Annotated in this window: 16 protein-coding genes; 11 read left to right on the top strand and 5 right to left on the bottom strand. The window is 68.3% G+C overall.

The genetic code is table 11. The features are described from left to right. Positions 1-63: 63 nt before the first annotated feature. The 3 genes from AC1VVG_RS13930 to dacB all read right to left on the bottom strand — a co-directional run bounded on the left by AC1VVG_RS13930 (position 64) and on the right by dacB (position 4,084). The gene (locus tag AC1VVG_RS13930) at positions 64-1,203 is read right to left on the bottom strand and encodes an SGNH/GDSL hydrolase family protein (protein ID WP_482835767.1); all 1,140 of its coding nucleotides are present in this window, start codon (positions 1,201-1,203) and stop codon (positions 64-66) included. A 95-nt stretch (positions 1,204-1,298) separates the two neighbouring features. Then, positions 1,299-2,213, bottom strand: coding sequence for a sterol desaturase family protein (locus AC1VVG_RS13925; protein ID WP_034189088.1), 915 nt, complete (start codon positions 2,211-2,213; stop codon positions 1,299-1,301). A 338-nt stretch (positions 2,214-2,551) separates the two neighbouring features. Then, positions 2,552-4,084: a D-alanyl-D-alanine carboxypeptidase/D-alanyl-D-alanine endopeptidase gene (gene dacB, locus AC1VVG_RS13920; protein WP_034189089.1), complete on the bottom strand. Its 1,533-nt coding sequence runs from the start codon at positions 4,082-4,084 to the stop codon at positions 2,552-2,554. Positions 4,085-4,270: 186 nt separating this feature from the next. Here dacB and AC1VVG_RS13915 point away from each other — a divergent pair, with 186 nt between their 5' ends. From AC1VVG_RS13915 to AC1VVG_RS13890, 6 genes are all read left to right on the top strand, one after another. Next, positions 4,271-4,933 carry a response regulator gene (locus AC1VVG_RS13915; protein ID WP_034189090.1) on the top strand — a complete coding sequence of 221 codons (663 nt, stop codon included), beginning with the start codon at positions 4,271-4,273 and terminating at the stop codon, positions 4,931-4,933. Positions 4,934-4,936: 3 nt separating this feature from the next. Next, on the top strand, positions 4,937-6,283 hold the full coding sequence (locus AC1VVG_RS13910; RefSeq protein WP_034189091.1) for an ATP-binding protein: 1,347 nt from the start codon (positions 4,937-4,939) through the stop codon (positions 6,281-6,283). Positions 6,284-6,394: 111 nt separating this feature from the next. Then, positions 6,395-7,876, top strand: a complete 1,482-nt coding sequence (locus tag AC1VVG_RS13905) for a DegQ family serine endoprotease (RefSeq protein ID WP_034189092.1) — start codon at positions 6,395-6,397, stop codon at positions 7,874-7,876. Positions 7,877-7,976: 100 nt separating this feature from the next. Next, on the top strand, positions 7,977-8,414 hold the full coding sequence (locus tag AC1VVG_RS13900; RefSeq protein WP_034189093.1) for a carboxypeptidase-like regulatory domain-containing protein: 438 nt from the start codon (positions 7,977-7,979) through the stop codon (positions 8,412-8,414). 136 nt (positions 8,415-8,550) lie between these two features. After that, positions 8,551-8,910, top strand: coding sequence for a DUF427 domain-containing protein (locus tag AC1VVG_RS13895; RefSeq protein WP_034189094.1), 360 nt, complete (start codon positions 8,551-8,553; stop codon positions 8,908-8,910). 28 nt (positions 8,911-8,938) lie between these two features. Beyond that, entirely contained in the window at positions 8,939-9,646 is a 708-nt protein-coding gene (locus AC1VVG_RS13890) for an SRPBCC family protein (protein WP_034189095.1), read from the top strand. A gap of 27 nt (positions 9,647-9,673) precedes the next feature. On the opposite strand, the gene AC1VVG_RS13885 is transcribed toward AC1VVG_RS13890, so the two are convergent. Then, positions 9,674-10,663: a helix-turn-helix domain-containing protein gene (locus tag AC1VVG_RS13885; protein ID WP_034189096.1), complete on the bottom strand. Its 990-nt coding sequence runs from the start codon at positions 10,661-10,663 to the stop codon at positions 9,674-9,676. Positions 10,664-10,814: 151 nt separating this feature from the next. Between AC1VVG_RS13885 and AC1VVG_RS13880 the strand changes: the two genes are divergently transcribed. Further along, positions 10,815-11,486 (top strand): cysteine hydrolase family protein, encoded by a 672-nt coding sequence (locus AC1VVG_RS13880; RefSeq protein WP_482835766.1) that lies wholly within the window; start codon positions 10,815-10,817, stop codon positions 11,484-11,486. A 37-nt stretch (positions 11,487-11,523) separates the two neighbouring features. Here the strand turns inward: AC1VVG_RS13880 and AC1VVG_RS13875 are convergent, their stop codons facing one another. Continuing rightward, positions 11,524-12,165: a TetR family transcriptional regulator gene (locus AC1VVG_RS13875; protein WP_034189098.1), complete on the bottom strand. Its 642-nt coding sequence runs from the start codon at positions 12,163-12,165 to the stop codon at positions 11,524-11,526. A 399-nt stretch (positions 12,166-12,564) separates the two neighbouring features. Here AC1VVG_RS13875 and AC1VVG_RS13870 point away from each other — a divergent pair, with 399 nt between their 5' ends. From AC1VVG_RS13870 to AC1VVG_RS13855, 4 genes are all read left to right on the top strand, one after another. Further along, entirely contained in the window at positions 12,565-13,839 is a 1,275-nt protein-coding gene (locus tag AC1VVG_RS13870) for an efflux RND transporter periplasmic adaptor subunit (protein WP_069245697.1), read from the top strand. Between the two features lie 15 nt (positions 13,840-13,854). Continuing rightward, positions 13,855-17,055, top strand: a complete 3,201-nt coding sequence (bpeB, locus tag AC1VVG_RS13865) for an efflux RND transporter permease BpeB (RefSeq protein ID WP_034191218.1) — start codon at positions 13,855-13,857, stop codon at positions 17,053-17,055. Continuing rightward, positions 17,055-18,578 carry an efflux transporter outer membrane subunit gene (locus AC1VVG_RS13860; RefSeq protein ID WP_482835765.1) on the top strand — a complete coding sequence of 508 codons (1,524 nt, stop codon included), beginning with the start codon at positions 17,055-17,057 and terminating at the stop codon, positions 18,576-18,578. Before bpeB ends, AC1VVG_RS13860 begins: the two co-directional genes overlap by 1 nt. A 187-nt stretch (positions 18,579-18,765) precedes the next feature. Continuing rightward, a complete protein-coding gene (locus AC1VVG_RS13855; protein WP_226228171.1) occupies positions 18,766-19,329 on the top strand; it encodes a chloramphenicol phosphotransferase CPT family protein in 564 nt (187 codons plus the stop codon). The last annotated feature ends 94 nt before the right edge of the window (positions 19,330-19,423 follow it).

Here is a 19,423-nt window from a genome sequence, read left to right as displayed (position 1 = left end):
ATGAAAAAAACGCCCGACCGGCGAACCGGTCGGGCGTTTTCGTTTGGGCGCGTGGCCGGCGGCTTACTTGCCGACGCCGGACTTCGCGATCTGCTGCTCGACGTACTGCGCGAACAGCGCATGCAGGCGCGTCGTCGGGTGGACCGTGTCGGCGAACATGTAGGTCTGGTCCGCGTTCGCGACCGTGTAGGTCTGCGGCGAGCAGAACAGCGACGAGCCGAAGGCGGTTGCGTTCGCGACGCCGTACTGCGTGGCGGCCTGGACCATCGCCTTCAGGTTGCAGGCGGTGTCGGTGTTCGACACGCTGAAGCCGTTCGCCTGGTAGTTGGCCGCGATGCCGTCCTGCCACGTGAACGAATCGACCACCGCATACTTCGTCGTATCGACCTTCAGCGCGGCGAGCGTGCCGACGAGCGTCTTGTTGAAGAGGCCCGACAGTTGCGTGAACGCGGCCTGCGCGCCGCCTTGCAGCGCGAGCGGCGTGCCGCCGATGTCCGGCACGTTCGCGACGAACACGTGCGTCGCGCCTGCCGCGACGATCTGCTGGACGATCCCGCCGAGCTGCTGCGCGGCCAGGCCGATCGCCTGCGCGGCCGCGAGCTGCGCGGCCGGCGTGTTGCCTTGCGCCTGCGCGACCTGCGCCTGATAGAAGATGTCGTTCGCGCCGCCGTTGATCAGCACGATCTGGCCGGCGTTGAAGCTGCCGTGCTGCGACAGGTACTGCTTGACCTGGTCGGCGATCGGCGTCGTCGTTGCCTGCGCGTAGTCGGCGTTCGGCACGCTGGCGTCCGCGTGGCCGATGCCCGGCTGCAGCGTCACGCGCGAGCCGCCTTGTGCGTAGCCGAGGCCGCCGGTGGCCTGCAGCGGGATGCCGAAGCCGCCCTGGTTCGCGGGCTGCAGCGTGTCGCCGTAGTACTGCGCGACGTTCTGCGTCCACACCTGGCCCGGGTTGGTCGTGAAGCGGCCGCCGCCGAAGCCGAGCTTGATCTGCGAGTAGGTGCCCGCGTCGGACAGGCTGTCGCCGAACGACACGACCTGCATCTTCACGCCCGACGGCGGCGTGTTCGACGAACTGCTGCCGTTGTTGTCGTCACCGCCGCCGCACGCGGCGAGCAGCGCGAGCGCGGCGCCGGCGATCGCGACCTGCGCGGTGCGCAGCATGCGCTGACGGGTGCGGGAAGGTGCGTGTTGTTGTGTCTGCATCGTTCGATCTCCTCGTAGATATGGCCTGATGTGTTTCTCATCTGCCGCGTGCCTGCTCGGTTCCGGGCTGCGCGGCGGCCGTTGGCTGAAACGGTTTATCGGTCACGCGCAGCCGCCAGCGGCACGGTGCGTGGATCCTGGTTCGCGGCCTCGGCAATCTGCGCATGATAAGCGCTCGCCCATTCGGGCGGGCCGAAAATCGCGCGCAGCTTGTTGCCCCATCCGTCGACGCGCAACGCGTCGGACGCCATCGACACCCATTCGTGGAACGTCGCGACGAGCGGGTTGTTCGAGCCGAGCCGCTCGACGATTCCGTACTGCGGCGGGTCGTCGGGCGTTTCCTCGACATAGCTGCCGAACAGGCGATCCCAGATCACCAGGACGCCTGCGTAATTGCGGTCGATGTAGCGCGCGTTGCGCGCATGGTGCGCGCGATGGATCGACGGCGTATTCAGCACGTATTCGAGCCAGCCGAGCTTGCCGATCGCCTGCGTGTGCACGAAGAACTGGAACGCGAGGTTGATCAGCACGATGCCGACGACCTGTTGCGGCGGAAAGCCGGCGAACGCGAGCGGCAGCCAGAACACCCACATGCCCGCGACGGGGTACATCAGGCTCTGGCGGAACGCGGTCGAGAAATTCATCCGCTCGGACGAGTGGTGCACGACGTGCGCGGCCCACAGCCAGCGCACGCGATGGCTCGCGCGATGAAACACGTAGTAGAGGAAGTCCTGCGCGACGAACAGCACCGCGAACGACAGCCAGCCGTCGTGCCACGTGTAAAGACGATAGTGCCGGTAGCAGTACGCATAGACGGGAATCACGAACAGCCACGCGATCTTGTCGGCGCCCTGGTGCATCAGCGCGAGCGCCGCGTTGCACAGCGTGTCGCGCCACGCATAGACAGGGTCTTGCGCACGTGTGCGGGCGAGGTGCCAGGCCTCCCATGCGATGCAGAGCAGGAAGACGGGCGCCAGCGCGAGCAGAAGCAATTCGACGTCGAATCGCATGGGCGTGTCTCCTTCTTTCCCCTGCAAGCCATGAGGCCGGGCGTGTGGCCCGTTGTAGATATCGGTCAGGCCAACAGCCTACGCAATCGCCACGCGCTAGGCGAGGGGGCAGCGTAGAGGGTTCCCTCTGAGGACAGGGTTTCTACGGAAGCCGCGCGGCACGGGGCCGGGCGGTGCGGCCCTGTTTTACGGGCGCGGCCGGCGCGCGGTGCGGCGCGCGCCGGCGGCGGCGGCGTTTCAAACCGGGCAATGCGAAAGGCGAGCGCGGGCGCGGCGGAAAAACGGCACGGGCCGCCCGCGAGGGCGGCCCGTTGCGCGATGTGCGGTGCGTCAACGCGTCAGTGCGCGCCCGCGTAGATCCACTCGAGCAGCGTGTCGTGCGCGGCGCGCGCGGCTTCCGCGTGATCGTTGTTGATGAAGCTGACGACGATGTAGCTCTGGCCGTCGGCGCCGCCGACGTAGCCCGCGATCGCGCGCACGTCGCGCAGCGTGCCGGTCTTGATGTGCGCGTTGCCGAGCACGCCAGCGTTGGTGAGGCGGTTCTTCATCGTGCCGTCGATGCCGGCGATCGGCAGCGAATCGATGAAGGCCTGCGCGACGGGGCTCGCGTTCGCGGCCTGCAGCAGCGCGGCGAGTGACTGCGCGCTCACGTGCTCTTCGCGCGACAGGCCCGAGCCGTTCTCGAGCACGAGGTCGGGCATCGCGATGCCGTTCTTCTGCAGGAATGCCTGGATCACGCGGCTCGACTGTTCGGGCGTCGCGGGCGGCTTGCCGCCGACCGCGCCGATCGTCAGGAACAGGTTGCGCGCCATCACGTTGTTGCTGAACTTGTTGATGTCGTAGACGATGCTGCCGAGCACCGGGCTGTGGTGCACCGCGAGCGGCCGCGCGGTGGTCGGCACCTTGCCTTCGCTCACGGGGCCGGCGATCGTGCCGCCGTCCTGCTGCCACAGCGCGAGGAAGCCGCGCGCGAAGAACGTCGTGTGATCGAGGATCGCGAGGTTGGTCGTGTGCGCGCCGCAGCGCAGCGGGTAGTCGCCGGCGAACGACGCCGTCATGATCCCGCCGCCGGCCGACAGCGTCGGGCGCGCGGCCGCGGCGGCCGCGCTGCACGAGCCCGAGCCTTCGACGAGCTGGTTGTCGATCGACAGGTTCGCGAGCGGCGGCAGCACGTCGACGGCCACCTTGCCGTCGTCGCCCGGCGTGACCGTGAACGACACGGCCTTGAACGCGTACAGCAGCGGATCGGGGCCGACGTTGTACGGCGCGCTGGCATCGTCGTCGAACGACGGCAGGTCGCGCGTCGACGCCGCGAAATAGCTCTTGTCGAGCACGAGGCCGCCGGCCACGCGCTTGACGCCGGCCTTGCGGAGCTTGTCGACGAGGTCGATCAGCTCCTCGGGCACGAGCTTCGGATCGCCGGTGCCCTTGATGTACAGGTTGCCTTGCAGCGTGCCGTCGGGATCGACCGTGCCGTCCGTGTACGCGGTCGTGCGCCAGCGGTAGTCGGGGCCGAGGATCGACAGGCCCGAGAAGGTCGTCACGAGCTTCATCGTCGAGGCCGGCAGCATCGGCCGGCTCGCATTCCACGCGATCAGCGGCTCGGGATCGCCGACGCGCTCGACGACGACGCTCATCGCCGAGGCCGGCACCTTCGCGCGCTGCAGCGCGACGAGCACGGACGCCGGCAGGCCGGCCGCGCGCGCGGCCGGCGACACGACGGCGGTCTTGCGCGCGTCCTTGTGGGATTTCTTGCGGGCCTGCGCGGGCGGTGCGAACGCGAGGGCCGTGCAGGTGGCGACGACGGCGGCCGCGCGCAGGCACAGGCGGGCGCGGGGGGCGAACCGGGCGGAAAGATCGGAAATCGGCATGGGCGAATACGGGAAAAGCAGGGGCTCGGGCAGGGCGCGCGGCGGCGCCAAAGCGCACATTGTAGAGACAAGTCCGCGCGGGCCCCTTGCAATCCGCCTTACTGTTGCATTGCACGGTGCCGCGCACGCGATTCGCGGCGCTACAATGGTCGGCGTGTTTGACTCGCCCCATGGATACCTGTCCCGATGCGGATACTGCTCGTCGAAGATGATCGAATGATTGCGGAGGGCGTGCGCAAGGCGCTGCGCTCGGACGGCTTTGCGGTCGACTGGGTGCAGGACGGCGACGCGGCGCTCACGGCGCTCGGCGGCGAGACGTACGACCTGCTGCTGCTCGATCTCGGCCTGCCGAAGCGCGACGGCGTCGACGTGCTGCGCACGCTGCGCGCGCGCGGGCTGTCGCTGCCGGTGCTGATCGTCACCGCGCGCGACGCGATCGCCGACCGCGTGAAGGGGCTCGACGCGGGCGCCGACGACTACCTCGTCAAGCCGTTCGACCTCGACGAGCTCGGCGCGCGGATGCGCGCGCTGATCCGCCGCCAGGCCGGGCGCAGCGAGTCGCTGATCCGCCACGGCGCGCTGACGCTCGACCCCGCTTCGCACCAGGTGACGCTCGACGGCGCGCCCGTCGCGCTGTCCGCGCGCGAGTTCGCGCTGCTCGAGGCGCTGCTCGCGCGGCCCGGTGCGGTGCTGTCGAAGAGCCAGCTCGAGGAAAAGATGTACGGCTGGGGCGAGGAGATCGGCAGCAACACCGTCGAGGTCTACATCCACGCGCTGCGCAAGAAGCTCGGCTCGGACCTGATCCGCAACGTGCGCGGGCTCGGCTACATGGTCGTCAAGGAAAGCTGACGCGTGAGGTCGATTCGTCATCAATTGCTGATCTGGCTGCTCGCGATCGTCGTCGCGGGCGTGGGCATCGCGGGCTGGCTCATCTACCGGCAGGCGCTCGCGGAGGCGAACGAGCTGTTCGACTACCAGCTGCAGGAAATCGCCGCGGCGCTGCCGTCGGAGCCGTTCTCGCAGGTGTTCGGCTCGCGCACCAACGGCGACGAAGGCATCGTGATCCAGATCTGGAACCGCAACGGCGTGCTGATGTACTTCTCGCATCCGCGTGCGCCGATCGCGCCGCGCGCGGAACTCGGCTTCTCGACCGAGCGCACCGATCGCGGCGAATGGCGCGTGTACGGTGCGATCGTCGGCGACAACGTCGTGCAGCTCGCGCAGCCGTTGTCGGTGCGCAACCGGCTCGCGGCGAACGTCGCGCTGCGCACGCTGTGGCCGCTGATCGTGCTGCTGCCGTTCCTCGGCGCGGCCGTCTGGGTGATCGTCGGGCGCGGCCTCGCGCCGCTCGGCCGCGTGACGCGCGCGGTCGAGGCGCGCCGGCCGGAAGCGCTCGATCCGCTGCCCGACGCGCGCCTGCCGCTCGAGGTGCAGCCGCTCGTGCGCGCGCTGAACGGGCTGCTCGCGCGGCTGTCGGCCGCGCTCGACACGCAGAAGGCGTTCGTCGCCGACGCCGCGCACGAGTTGCGCACGCCGCTCGCGGCCGTGCAGATCCAGGCGCAGCTCGTCGCCCGCGCGAAGGACGACGCATCGCGCCGCGAGGCGGTCGCGGATCTCCAGGACGGCGTGTCGCGCGCGACGCGCCTCACGGAGCAACTGCTCGCGCTCGCGCGTGCCGAGCCGGACGGCGCGACGATGCGCGAACCGGTCGACCTGCAGGCGCTGCTTGCCGAATGCGTGACCGCGCATGCGCCGCTCGCGCAGCGGCGCGACATCGATCTCGGCTTCGAGGAGACGCGCGCGGCGAGCGTCGTCGCGGACATTGGCGCGCTGCGCGTGATGTTCGGCAACCTGCTCGACAACGCGGTGAAGTACACGCCGGACGGCGGCCGCATCGACGTGTCGCTGACCCGCGACGCGGCTGGCCGCGCGTGCGTCCAGATCGGCGACAGCGGGCCCGGCATCCCGGCCGACGAACGCGAGCGCGTGTTCGACCGCTTCTACCGCGACAGCTCCGCGCGGGCGCGCACCGACGTGGCGGGCAGCGGGCTCGGGCTCGCGATCGTCAAGCGCGTGGCGGCCCAGCAGGGCGCGACGGTGTCGCTCGGCGACGCGGCCGCGGGCGGCCTGCTCGTCAGCGTCGTGTTCCGCGACGCCGAGATGCCGGCCGAGGCGCCGCAGCCTTCCGAATCCGCGTGACGCGTGCCGCCGGGCGGCCGCCGGCGGCCGCTTAAGCCCCGCTTAAGGCTGATTAAGCCTCCTTTAAGTCAGGGTCGTTACGCTGCGTCCTAACAAAGAGGAGGTCCTACGATGAATACCCGATTCCTTGCGCGCGGCACCGTCGCGGTCGCCGTGGCGGCCGCCCTGTCAGCCGGCTATTTCGCCGGTACGCGCCGCGCCGATCCGCAGATCATCACGCCCGCGCAGGCCGCGCTGATGCCGGCCGAAGCGGCCGCCAAGACCGGCATTCCCGATTTCTCCGGGCTCGTCGAGACCTACGGGCCGGCGGTCGTGAACATCAGCGCGAAGCACGTCGTGAAGCAGGTGTCGCGGCGCGTGCCGCAGCCGCAACTGCCGATCGACCCGAGCGACCCGTTCTACCAGTTCTTCAAGCACTTCTACGGCCAGGTGCCGGGCATGGGTGGCGACGCGCAGCCCGACGACCAGCCGAGCGCGAGCCTCGGTTCCGGGTTCATCATCAGCTCCGACGGGTACATCCTCACCAATGCGCACGTGATCGACGGCGCGAACGTCGTCACGGTCAAGCTGACCGACAAGCGCGAATACAAGGCGAAGGTCGTCGGCGCCGACAAGCAGTCCGACGTCGCGGTGCTGAAGATCGACGCGAGCGGCCTGCCGACCGTGAAGATCGGCGATCCGGCGCAGAGCAAGGTCGGCCAGTGGGTCGTCGCGATCGGCTCGCCGTACGGCTTCGACAACACGGTCACGTCGGGCATCATCAGCGCGAAGTCGCGCGCGCTGCCGGACGAGAACTACACGCCGTTCATCCAGACCGACGTGCCGGTGAACCCCGGCAACTCGGGCGGCCCGCTGTTCAACCTGCAGGGCGAGGTGATCGGCATCAACTCGATGATTTACTCGCAGACGGGCGGCTTCCAGGGCCTGTCGTTCGCGATCCCGATCAACGAGGCGATCAAGGTCAAGGACGAGCTCGTGAAGACCGGCCACGTGAGCCGCGGCCGCCTCGGCGTCGCCGTGCAGGGGCTGAACCAGACGCTCGCCAGTTCGTTCGGGCTGCCGAAGCCGGACGGCGCGCTGGTCAGCTCGGTCGACCCGAACGGCCCGGCCGCGAAGGCCGGCCTGCAGCCGGGCGACGTGATCCTGTCGGTCAACGGTTCGCCGGTCGCCGATTCGACGTCGCTGCCCGCGCAGATCGCGAACCTGAAGCCCGGTTCGAAGGCCGACCTGCAGATCTGGCGCGACAAGTCGAAGAAGTCGATCAGCGTGACGCTCGGCGCGATGGCCGATGCGAAGCTCGCGTCGAACGACGGCGGGCCGGTCGAGCAGGGCCGCCTGGGTGTCGCGGTGCGTCCGCTGTCGCCGCAGGAGCGCAGTGCCGACAACCTGTCGCACGGGCTGATCGTGCAGCAGGCCGGCGGTCCGGCCGCCAATGCGGGTATCCAGCCCGGCGACGTGATCCTCGCGGTCAACGGCCGCCCGGTCACGAGCCCCGAGCAGTTGCGCGACGCGGTCAAGGGCGCGGGCAACAGTCTTGCTCTTCTGATCCAGCGCGATAATGCGCAGATCTTCGTGCCGGTCGACCTGAGCTGACCGGCATGGCCGACGGCCGGCTCGGCCGGCCGCGGCGGGCGCCGCCGCTCGACCGCGTGACGCGGCGCCCCGTATGTGTTCCGACCCCAAGGAGAGAGCCATGCAATATCCACGCAACGTGTCCCGATTTGCCGTCGCCGTGGCGTTGGCCGCCGGCCTCGCAGCCGGTGCGACCGGCGCGTACGCGCAGTCCGACGGCTTGCCGGCCGCGCGCCAGCAGGGTGACGTCACCTTCGTGTCCGGCGGCGTCGGGCAGGACGAATCGACGGCGTTCCAGCACAACGAGGCGAAGTGGCCGCTGGCGCTGCGCTTCACCGGCAAGGGCGGCGAGTTCCTGGCCGACGTCCACGTGCGGATCGTCGACGGCAAGGGCACGGAGGTGCTGAAGACCGACGCGCGCGGGCCGTACATGCTCGTGAAGGTGCCGCCGGGACGCTATACGGTGCATGCGTCGTACCAGGGCAACGAGGAATCGCGCGCCGTCACGGTCGGCGCGAAGGGCGGCGCGAAAACCGCGTTCCAGTGGAGCGCGCAGTAGCCCGCCGCGCGCGGCCGCGCCCAGGTCGCGCAATCGGACGAAGTTTCGCCCATAATGAAAGCCACGGCACGCGTGCCGTGGCTTTTTTTCGTTTCCTGCGCCCGGTTTGCCTGCCGGGGCGCCCGAAGGAGAAACGATGTCCGATGCAGCCGACCCTCGACTCGAAATCGTGCCGAACCGCCATCGCGTTCGCGTGATCCATCGCGGCATCACGTATGCCGATTCGCATCGCGCGCTGACCGTGCGCGAAACGGGACTGCCGGACATCCATTACCTGCCGCGCGGCGACGTCAACATGCGCCGGCTCGTGAAGTCGGGTTTCACGACCGCGTGCCCGTTCAGGGGGCCGGCCGTGCATTTCGACTTGCAGACGGAAGACGGCGTGATCGAGAACGCCGCATGGAGTTACGAGGAACCGACGGAGGCGGCGTCCGTGCTTGCGCACTACGTCGCCTTCGATGTCGCGCGGATCGACAGTCTCGTCGAGACGTCCTGATGCGGCGCGGGTTCATCGGGGAGGCGTCATGGAACTGAACGACACGTTACGCGTTGCGCTCGCGCCGCCTGTCGTGCGGGAGGCGTTCGAGGATCTCGCGTTGCTGCGGGCGAGCTTCGACCATTGCGAATCGTTCGTGAAGCTCGCGCACGGCGAGTTCGCGCTGACGATCACGGTGCCGCTCGGCCCGCTGCGCGCGCGCTACGACGTGCGCGCACACGCGGCCGCCGAGCAGGGCGACGCGCAAGGGCGGCCGCGCCGTGTGCTGAGTTTCAAGGCGCGCGCCGACGGCCTCGGCGCGCTGCGCGGCCAGGTCGAACTCGTGCTGATGCCGGATGACGACGCGAACGCGACGCGCATCGAGTACGTGGTCTGGGCGACGGCGAGCGGGCCGCTTGCCGAGCTGCCGGGGCGGCAGATCGACAACGCATTGCGCGAGTGGACCGATGATTTCTTCCAAGAGTTCTGCGCGGTCGTGCAGGCGAAGCACGGCCTCGCGCCGAATCGCGCGCGCTCGGCCGCGCCGCGCCGCCAGCATGTGTTCCTGCGGCCCGCGTCGCTGATGGCCGCGACGAAGCGTGCGCTGCCGCCGCACCTGGGCGGCGCGCTGACCGGGCGCGCGGCCAGCGCGCTCCCGCATCGCGGCTCCGGCACGGTGCCGGTTTGGGCCTGGGCGGCGATGATCGTGTTCGTCGCGCTGCTGCTCTACGCGGCACGCTGGATCAACGGCGGCTGAGCGGCCTTACCGCGCGTCGGCGCCGGTTCAGGCGCCGGCGCCGCGAAATTCCCTTCGATAGGCCGACGGCGACGTGCCGAGCGCGCCCGCGAAATGCTGGCGCAGCGACACGCTCGACCCGTAGCCGGCAGCCTGTGCGATCGCGTCGATTGATTGTCCGGTGGTTTCCAGCAGGTGCTGCGCGCGTGCGAGCCGCTCGGCCTGCAGCCATGCGGTGACGGTCGTACCCGTCGCCTGGCGGAAGTGGCGCGTGAACGTGCGCCGGCTCATCAGCACGCGTTCGGCGAGCGAATCGACGCCATGCGCGGCGTCGAGATGCGCGCGCACCCAGTCGAGCAGGCCCGCGAGCCGCGCATCGCGCGGGTGCGCGGCGACCGGCTGCGGAACGTACTGGGCCTGCCCGCCCTGGCGGTGCGGCGGAATCACGAGGCGGCGCGCGATCCGGTTCGCGGCATCCGAGCCGAAGCGCCGCCGCACCACGTGCAGGCAGCAGTCGAGCCCCGCGGCCGTGCCGGCCGACGTCGTCAGATTGCCGTCGTCGACGTACAGCACGTCGGGATCGAGCTTCACGCGCGGAAAGCGCCGGGCGAAATCGTCGGCCCATGCCCAGTGCGTGGTGGCCGGACGGCCGTCGAGCAGGCCGGCCGCGGCGAGCACGTACGCGCCGAGGCACAGGCCGACGAGTTGCGCGCCGCGGGCGGCGACCGCGCGGACGGCGTCGAGCAGTTCATCGGGCGGCACTTCGTCCGGATCGCGCCAGGAGGGCACGACGACGATGTCCGCGTCGTCGAGCGCATCGAGCCCGTACGGCGCCGCGATCGTGAAGCCGCCCGTCGTCGCGAGCGCGCCGCGCTCGGCCGAGCAGACGCGAAACTCGAACGCGGGCGACGCGGCCGCGTCGCGTTCCTTGCCGAACACGACGGACGGTACCGACAGGTGGAACGGGCTGATGCCGTCGTATGCGATCACGGCGACGACGGTCGGCGCGGGCGGGGCGGGCAACGCGGCAGCGGCCATGACGGGCTCCGGAATGGGGATGGCCCGATTTTATCGAAGAATGGCTATCGGGCCACTGTCCGGGCAAACGCCGTGGCCCGACAATGCATCCCATCGCGCTGCCGGCCGGCCCCTTCCGGGCGGGGTAGCGCTCCCGGACCAGGAGCCCGCCATGTCGAATTCGAACGCCGTCCCGTCTTCCGCTGCTCATCCCGCTGCCCGCCGCGCCCTGATCGTCATCGACGTCCAGAACGAATACGTGACGGGCAACCTGCCGATCGAGTATCCGCCGCTCGACGTGTCGCTCGCGAACATCGGCCGCGCGATCGACGCCGCGCACGCGGCCGGCGTGCCCGTGATCGTGGTCCAGCACGTCGCGCCGGCCGGCGCGCCGATCTTCGCGCCCGGCTCCGACGGCGTCGCGCTGCACGCGGTGGTCGCCAGCCGGCCGTACGCGCATCTGGTCGAGAAGACGCAGGCGAGCTCGTTCGCCGGGACCGATCTTGGCACGTGGCTCGACGCGCACGGGATCGACACGCTCGCGGTGGCCGGCTACATGACCCACAACTGCAATGCGTCGACCGTCTATCACGCCGCGCATGCGGGGCTGAAGATCGAGTACCTGAACGACGCGACGGGCGCGCTGCCTTACGAGAACGAAGCGGGCACGGCGAGCGCCGAGGAGATTCACCGCGCGTACACGGTGGTGTTCCAGTCGAATTTCGCGGCGGTGATGTCGACCGATGCGTGGATCGCGGGACTGGCCGGCGCGGCGATGCCGGCGGGCGATTCGGTGGCCGCGTCGAACCGGCGAGCCCGCGCGCAACGCGCGAAGGCGGCCTGACGCGGCAGCAACCGGACGATGCGGCGACCGCCGCGCGTCAGCCGCCGTCCTTCAGCATCGCGGGGCTGTAGCGCAGCATGTCGAAACAGCCGTCGACGAGCTTTTCCGCATGCTGCTCGGCGTCGATCTCGTCGGGCAGCATCAGCATGTCGCGCACGAAGCCGCTGACGAGGGTGTGCAGCATCAGCGTCGCGCGCCACGTATCGAGCCGCTCGGGCAGCAGCTTGAGCCGCACGGCCATCGCGAGATCGGCGTCGATCGCGTGCAGCGCCTCGCTCATCCCGGCGCGGTTGCGCTGCAGCAGCGGCCCCATGTCCGCGACGTACTCGCACTTCATGAAGAGGATGCTGAACACGCGCCGCAGCTGCGCATCGCGCTGCACGCCGAGCACGCACCAGATCAGGATCTTGCGCACCTTCTCGAGCGGATCGCCGCCCGGTGCGTCGAGCGGCATCCGCTTCAGTTCGTCGATCGGCAGGAACACGCGGTCGAACATCGCGTCGAACAGCTCGCTTTTATTCGCGAAGTGCCAGTAGATCGCGCCGCGCGTCACGCCGGCGTGCTGGGCGATGTCCGCGAGCGACGTGTGCGACACGCCCTTCTCGAAGAACACGTGCTCGGCGGCGTCGAGAATGCGGTTGCGCGTCTCGAGCGCCTCCTCCTTGGTACGTCTGACCATGTGCAGGCCTGATTGGATCGATCGTAGGTGAATTTAGGGTCCGCAACCCCTCGCGGCCATCATTGAGACGGGCTATGCTTGCGACGGGTAACAATCTGTAAGACTGGACAGTCGGCGGAGTACAAACGGGCTTTTTACATACATCCATGAATGTATATACAATACCACCCTACGATCGAATGACCCAAGTGGCAATCAGTTAATATCCCACTCTGCTGATTCCCGCCAAAGTACCAGTCCGCAGTTCGCGGCATCCCGTCGGCATGGAGGTTTCGTGCCGACGTGCTGTATCCAGCAGTCCAGTAATTCAGGTGTTCGATCTGCGCCGCGAGGCGCATCCGTGTTGCGCTCCCGCCGGGTGCTGCACTTATTCCATTGGTTACACACAGAGGTCGCTCCATGCGCGTCGAACGGGTTCCATACCGCTTGATCACTGTCGCGGCAGCCGCGGTTTTCCTGGCTGCCTGCGGAAAAAAAGAATCGGCACCGCCGCCGCAAACACCTGAAGTCGGCGTCGTCACCGTCCAGCCGCAGGCCGTACCGGTCTTCACCGACCTGCCGGGCCGCACCAGCGCGTTCCTCGTCGCGCAGGTGCGCGCGCGGGTCGACGGCATCGTGCTGCGCCGTGAATTCACCGAAGGCAGCGACGTCAAGGCCGGTCAGCGTCTGTACAAGATCGACCCGGCGCCGTACGTCGCCGCGCTGAACAGCGCGAAGGCGACGCTCGCGAAGGCGCAGGCGAACCTCGTCACGCAGAACGCGCTGGTCGCGCGCTACAAGGTGCTGGTGGCCGCGAACGCGGTCAGCAAGCAGGACTACGACAACGCGGTGGCCACGCAGGGCCAGGCCGCGGCGGACGTCGCGGCCGGCAAGGCGGCGGTCGACACCGCGCAGATCAACCTCGGCTATACGGATGTCGTGTCGCCGATCACGGGCCGCGTCGGCATCTCGCAAGTGACGCCGGGTGCGTACGTGCAGGCGAGCCAGGCGACGCTGATGTCGACCGTGCAGCAGCTCGATCCGGTGTACGTGGACCTCACGCAGTCGAGCCTCGAAGGGCTGAAGCTGCGCCAGGACGTGCAGAGCGGGCGCCTGAAGACGAGCGGCCCGGGCGCGGCGAAGGTGTCGCTGATCCTGGAAGACGGCAAGACCTATTCGGAAGCGGGCAAGCTGCAGTTCTCGGACGTGACGGTCGACCAGACCACCGGCTCGGTGACGATCCGCGCGGTGTTTCCGAACCCGGGCCGCGTGCTGCTGCCGGGGATGTTCGTGCGCGCGCGGATCGAGGAAGGCGTGAACGAGAACGCGTTCCTGGTGCCGCAGATCGGCGTCACGCACGACCAGAAGGGGCAGGCGATCGCGCTGGTGGTGAACGCCAGCAACAAGGTCGAGCCGCGTCCGCTGAAGACGACCGGCATGCAGGGTCAGAACTGGATCGTCGAAGGCGGTCTGCAGGCGGGCGATCACGTGATCGTGCAGGGCGGCGAAAAGGTGCGCCCGGGTGCGACCGTGAAGTCGGTCCCCGCGCAGCTCGCACCGGCGGCCGATGCCGCGTCGGGTGCCGCTGCCTCCGCCGCGCCGGCTGCCGCCGGTTCCGGCACCGCTGCCGCATCCGGCGCCGCTGCATCGGGCGCCGCGCCGGCGAGTGCTGCCGCTGCTTCGAGCGCGCAATAACAGGGAGCCTGTTTCATGGCAAAGTTTTTTATCGATCGCCCGATCTTCGCGTGGGTGATCGCCATCATCCTGATGCTGGCCGGGGTTGCGGCGATCTTCACGCTACCGATCTCGCAGTATCCGACGATCGCGCCGCCATCGATCCAGATCACCGCGAACTATCCGGGCGCTTCCGCGAAGACGGTGGAAGACACGGTGACGCAGGTGATCGAGCAGCAGATGAGCGGTCTCGACAACTTCCTGTACATGTCGTCGACAAGCGACGACTCGGGTAACGCGACGATCACGCTGACCTTCGCGCCGGGTACCAACGCCGACATCGCGCAGGTGCAGGTGCAGAACAAGCTGTCGCTCGCGACGCCGGTTCTGCCGCAGGTCGTGCAGCAGCTCGGCCTGTCGGTGACGAAGTCGAGCAGCAGCTTCCTGCTGGTGCTCGCCTTCAACTCCGAAGACGGCAGCATGAACAAGTACGACCTCGCGAACTTCGTGGCGTCGCACGTGAAGGATCCGATCAGCCGGTTGAATGGCGTCGGTACCGTCACGCTGTTCGGCTCGCAGTACGCGATGCGGATCTGGCTCGACCCGACCCGCCTGACCAACTACGGCCTCACGCCGGTCGACGTCAGCTCGGCGATCACCGCGCAGAACGTGCAGATCGCGGGCGGTCAGCTCGGCGGCACGCCGGCGAAGCCGGGCACCGTGCTGCAGGCGACGATCACCGAATCGACGCTGCTGCAGACGCCCGAGCAGTTCGGCAACATCCTGCTGAAGGTCAACCAGGACGGCTCGCAGGTGCGCCTGAAGGACGTCGCGCAGATCGGCCTCGGCGGCGAAAACTACAACTTCGACACGAAGTACAACGGTCAGCCGACCGCGGCACTCGGTATCCAGCTCGCGACCAACGCGAACGCGCTCGCGACCGCGAAGGCCGTGCGCGCGAAGATCGACGAGCTCTCGCCGTTCTTCCCGCACGGCCTCGTCGTGAAGTATCCGTACGACACGACGCCGTTCGTGAAGCTGTCGATCGAGGAAGTGGTCAAGACGCTGCTCGAAGGTATCGTGCTCGTGTTCCTCGTGATGTACCTGTTCCTGCAGAACCTGCGGGCGACGATCATCCCGACGATCGCGGTGCCGGTCGTGCTGCTCGGCACGTTCGCGATCATGTCGATGGTGGGCTTCTCGATCAACACGCTGTCGATGTTCGGCCTCGTGCTCGCGATCGGCCTGCTGGTCGACGATGCGATCGTGGTGGTGGAGAACGTCGAGCGCGTGATGGCGGAAGAAGGCTTGTCGCCGAAGGAGGCGACCCGCAAGGCGATGGGCCAGATCACCGGCGCACTGGTCGGCGTGGCGCTCGTGCTGTCGGCGGTGTTCGTGCCGGTGGCGTTCTCGGGCGGCTCGGTCGGCGCGATCTATCGTCAGTTCTCGCTGACGATCGTGTCGGCGATGGTGCTGTCGGTGCTCGTCGCGTTGATTCTGACGCCGGCACTGTGCGCGACGATCCTCAAGCCGATCCCGCAAGGGCATCACGAAGAGAAGAAGGGCTTCTTCGGCTGGTTCAACCGCACGTTCAACAACAGCCGCGACAAGTACCACGTCGGCGTGCACCACGTGATCAAGCGCTCGGGCCGCTGGCTCATCATCTATCTGGTCGTGATCGTCGCGGTCGGGCTGCTGTTCGTGCGCCTGCCGAAGTCGTTCCTGCCCGATGAAGACCAGGGCCTGATGTTCGTGATCGTGCAGACGCCGTCGGGTTCGACGCAGGAAACGACCGCGAAGACGCTGGCGAACATTTCCGACTACCTGCTGAAGGACGAGAAGGAAATCGTCGAGTCGGCGTTCACGGTCAACGGCTTCAGCTTCGCGGGCCGCGGCCAGAACTCCGGTCTCGTGTTCGTGCGCCTGAAGGATTACTCGCAGCGTCAGCACGCGAACCAGAAGGTGCAGGCGCTGATCGGCCGGATGTTCGGGCGCTACGCGGGCTACAAGGACGCGATCGTGATCCCGTTCAACCCGCCGTCGATTCCCGAACTCGGCACGGCGGCCGGCTTCGACTTCGAGCTGACGGACAACGCCGGTCTCGGCCACGATGCGCTGATGGCCGCGCGTAACCAGTTGCTCGGGATGGCTTCGAAGGATCCGACGCTGCAGGGCGTGCGCCCGAACGGCCTGAACGACACGCCGCAGTACAAGGTCGACATCGACCGCGAGAAGGCGAATGCGCTGGGCGTGACGGCGGATGCGATCGACCAGACGTTCTCGATCGCATGGGCGTCGAAGTACGTGAACAACTTCCTCGACACCGACGGCCGGATCAAGAAGGTGTACGTGCAGGCAGATGCGCCGTTCCGGATGACGCCGGAAGACATGAACGTCTGGTACGTGCGCAACGGGTCGGGCGGGATGGTGCCGTTCAGTTCGTTCGCGACCGGCCACTGGACGTACGGTTCGCCGAAGCTCGAGCGCTACAACGGCGTGTCGGCGATGGAAATCCAGGGTCAGGCCGCACCGGGCAAGTCGACCGGCCAGGCGATGGCCGCGATGGAAGGGCTCGCGAAGAAGCTGCCGGTCGGTATCGGCTATTCGTGGACCGGCCTGTCGTTCCAGGAAATCCAGTCCGGTTCGCAGGCGCCGATCCTGTACGCGATCTCGATCCTCGTCGTGTTCCTGTGTCTCGCGGCGCTGTATGAAAGCTGGTCGATCCCGTTCTCGGTGATCATGGTGGTGCCGCTCGGCGTGATCGGTGCGCTGCTCGCGGCCACGATGCGCGGTCTGGAAAACGACGTGTTCTTCCAGGTCGGCCTGCTGACCACCGTGGGCTTGTCCGCGAAGAACGCGATCCTGATCGTGGAATTCGCGCGCGAGTTGCAGATGACGGAGAAGATGGGGCCGATCGAGGCCGCGCTGGAAGCGGCGCGCCTGCGGCTGCGCCCGATCCTGATGACGTCGCTCGCGTTCATTCTCGGCGTGATGCCGCTCGCGATCAGCAACGGCGCGGGTTCGGCCAGCCAGCATGCGATCGGTACGGGCGTGATCGGCGGGATGATCACGGCGACGTTCCTCGCGATCTTCATGATCCCGATGTTCTTCGTGAAGATCCGCGCGATCTTCAGCGGCGAGAAGGAAGACGTCGACGAGGCGCTGCGCCTGGCTCAGGAGCACTCGCACCACGAAGAGAAGCCGGGCAACGGCGACGAAGGCAACAAGGGACAGTGATGATGCAAAAACACGCTTTGACTGCAATCGCGGTCGCGCTCTTTGCCACGGGCTGCACGATGGCGCCGCATTACAAGCGGCCCGATGCGCCCGTCGCGCAGGCGTACCCGGCCGGCGGCGTCTACGCGACGCAGCCGGGTGCGGCCGGCGCGCGCAGCGCGAACGGCCAGGCGGCGACGACCATCGGCTGGCGCGAATTCTTCGTCGATCCGCGCCTGCAGCGGCTGATCGAGATCGCGCTGAAGAACAACCGCGACCTGCGCGTGTCGGTGCTGAACATCGAGGCGGCGCGCGCGCAGTACCAGATCACGCGCGCGGGCCTGTTCCCGACGCTCGACGGTACGGGCACGGGCAACGTCCAGCGCGTGCCGCAGGGCTTGTCGACGACCGGTGCGCCGTATATCTCGCGTGCCTACAACGTCGGGCTGTCGGCGTCGTGGGAGCTCGACCTGTTCGGCCGCGTGCAGAGCCTGAAGGACCAGGCGCTCGCGCAGTACCTGTCGACGTCGTACGCGCGGCAGGCGTCGGAGATCTCGCTGGTGTCGCAGGTGGCCGATCAATACCTGACGCTGCTGTCGACCGACGACCTGCTGAAGGTCACGGAGAACACGCTGAAGTCCGCCCAGGCATCGTACGATCTGACCAAACTGCAGTTCGACAACGGCACGGGCTCCGAGCTCGAGCTGCGTCAGGCGCAGACGGTGGTCGAGACGGCGCTCGCGAACCAGCAGGCGCAGGCGCGTGCGCGAGCGCAGGCGCTGAACGCACTGGTGCTGCTGATCGGCGAACCGCTGCCGGACGACCTGCCGGCGGGCATGCCGCTGGACGCGCAGAACCTGCTGACGGACGTGCCGGCCGGGCTGCCGTCGGATCTGCTGACGCGTCGTCCGGACGTGATGCAGGCCGAGCAGACGCTGCTGGCCGCGAACGCGAACATCGGCGCGGCACGTGCGGCGTTCTTCCCGCGCATCTCGCTGACGGGCGCATTCGGCACCGGCAGCCCGACGCTCGGCGGCCTGTTCAAGGCCGGCACGGCGGCGTGGTCGTTCGCGCCGCAGATCACGATGCCGATCTTCGAAGGCGGACAGAACATCGCGAACCTGAACCTCGCGAACGTGCAGAAGCGCATCGAGATCGCGAACTACGAGAAGGCGATCCAGTCGGCGTTCCGCGAAGTGGCGGATGGTCTCGCCGCACGCGGCACGTACGACCAGCAGATCGCGGCGCTGGAGCGCAACGAGCACGCGCAGCAGCGCCGTTTCGATCTGTCGGACCTGCGTTACAAGAACGGCGTCGACAGCTACCTGTCGGTGCTGACGGCGCAGACGGACCTGTACTCGGCCCAGCAGACGCTGATCAGCGCACGTCTGGCGCGCTGGACGAACCTGGTCGACCTGTACCGCGCGCTGGGCGGCGGCTGGATCCAGCACGCAGGCGAAACGCCGCGCGCGCCGGATGCGCCGGTCGATTACGACAAGGCGGCTGCTCCGGTCGCTGCGTCGGCGGCCGCGACGAACGGGTAAGTGCAACGAAGGGCAGGGGCGGCCAGCCGCGCCTGTCCCTGGAACCGGCTGTATGCGGAAACGAGAACGCCACGGGCCACAATCCGTGGCGTTTTCTTTTTTGTGTCCGCGCCGACGTGCCGGCAATCGCATCGGCGTTCCGCCCACCCGTCCGGCGTCGTTCAACACGCGCAGGTACACTCGCTGCATGAAAACGACCCGGATCATCCTGCTCAACGGCGCGGGCAGTTCAGGCAAGACGTCGCTCGCGCATGCGCTCCAGGCGCTGCTGGCCAGCCCGTACCTGCACGTCCGGATGGATGCGTTTCTCGACATGCTGCCCGCGCGCTATCTGAACGACGCGGCCGGATTCACGTTTTCGTCGTTCGTCGAGGACGGCAGGAACGTGGTGTCGATCAGCAGCGGGCCGGTTGCCCGGCGAGCGATGCAGGGGATGCGCCACGCGATCGTCGCGCTGGCGGAGCAGGGCAACAACCTGATCGTCGACGAGGTGCTGCTGGGCGACGAGAAGGCCGAGTACGCCCGTTTGCTGGCGCCGTTTACGGTCAGCCTGGTCGGCGTCCACTGTCCGCTGGAGGTGCTCGAGGAACGGGAGCGGCGACGGGGCGATCGTCTCGCGGGGCTCGCGCGCTGGCAGTACGACAGGGTGCATGCGGGCATGACCTACGATGTGAGCGTCGATACCAGCACGGCCACGCCGGAGGCCTGCGCGCGAAACATCATGCGGGCGCTGGCGTTGCACGGAGGCTGACGCGCGGCGCCTCGCGGGGGCGCGTACGTGGCGTCCACGGCGCCACGGCCGCGTGGGCCCAGCCGGGAACAAGCAAAACGCCACGGCATGCCGT

The sequence above is a fragment of the Burkholderia sp. L-4 genome (genome assembly GCF_056856535.1).
This window is presented reverse-complemented; position numbering and strand designations above follow the sequence as displayed.

What these genes read in the sequence shown, in the direction of transcription:
- AC1VVG_RS13930 (WP_482835767.1), bottom strand. Translation starts at nt 1,203, where the DNA reads ATGCAGACACAACAACACGCACCTTCCCGCACCCGTCAGCGCATGCTG.
- AC1VVG_RS13925 (WP_034189088.1), bottom strand. Translation starts at nt 2,213, where the DNA reads ATGCGATTCGACGTCGAATTGCTTCTGCTCGCGCTGGCGCCCGTCTTC.
- dacB (WP_034189089.1), bottom strand. Translation starts at nt 4,084, where the DNA reads ATGCCGATTTCCGATCTTTCCGCCCGGTTCGCCCCCCGCGCCCGCCTG.
- AC1VVG_RS13915 (WP_034189090.1), top strand. Translation starts at nt 4,271, where the DNA reads ATGCGGATACTGCTCGTCGAAGATGATCGAATGATTGCGGAGGGCGTG.
- AC1VVG_RS13905 (WP_034189092.1), top strand. Translation starts at nt 6,395, where the DNA reads ATGAATACCCGATTCCTTGCGCGCGGCACCGTCGCGGTCGCCGTGGCG.
- AC1VVG_RS13900 (WP_034189093.1), top strand. Translation starts at nt 7,977, where the DNA reads ATGCAATATCCACGCAACGTGTCCCGATTTGCCGTCGCCGTGGCGTTG.
- AC1VVG_RS13895 (WP_034189094.1), top strand. Translation starts at nt 8,551, where the DNA reads ATGTCCGATGCAGCCGACCCTCGACTCGAAATCGTGCCGAACCGCCAT.
- AC1VVG_RS13890 (WP_034189095.1), top strand. Translation starts at nt 8,939, where the DNA reads ATGGAACTGAACGACACGTTACGCGTTGCGCTCGCGCCGCCTGTCGTG.
- AC1VVG_RS13885 (WP_034189096.1), bottom strand. Translation starts at nt 10,663, where the DNA reads ATGGCCGCTGCCGCGTTGCCCGCCCCGCCCGCGCCGACCGTCGTCGCC.
- AC1VVG_RS13880 (WP_482835766.1), top strand. Translation starts at nt 10,815, where the DNA reads ATGTCGAATTCGAACGCCGTCCCGTCTTCCGCTGCTCATCCCGCTGCC.
- AC1VVG_RS13875 (WP_034189098.1), bottom strand. Translation starts at nt 12,165, where the DNA reads ATGGTCAGACGTACCAAGGAGGAGGCGCTCGAGACGCGCAACCGCATT.
- AC1VVG_RS13870 (WP_069245697.1), top strand. Translation starts at nt 12,565, where the DNA reads ATGCGCGTCGAACGGGTTCCATACCGCTTGATCACTGTCGCGGCAGCC.
- bpeB (WP_034191218.1), top strand. Translation starts at nt 13,855, where the DNA reads ATGGCAAAGTTTTTTATCGATCGCCCGATCTTCGCGTGGGTGATCGCC.
- AC1VVG_RS13860 (WP_482835765.1), top strand. Translation starts at nt 17,055, where the DNA reads ATGATGCAAAAACACGCTTTGACTGCAATCGCGGTCGCGCTCTTTGCC.
- AC1VVG_RS13855 (WP_226228171.1), top strand. Translation starts at nt 18,766, where the DNA reads ATGAAAACGACCCGGATCATCCTGCTCAACGGCGCGGGCAGTTCAGGC.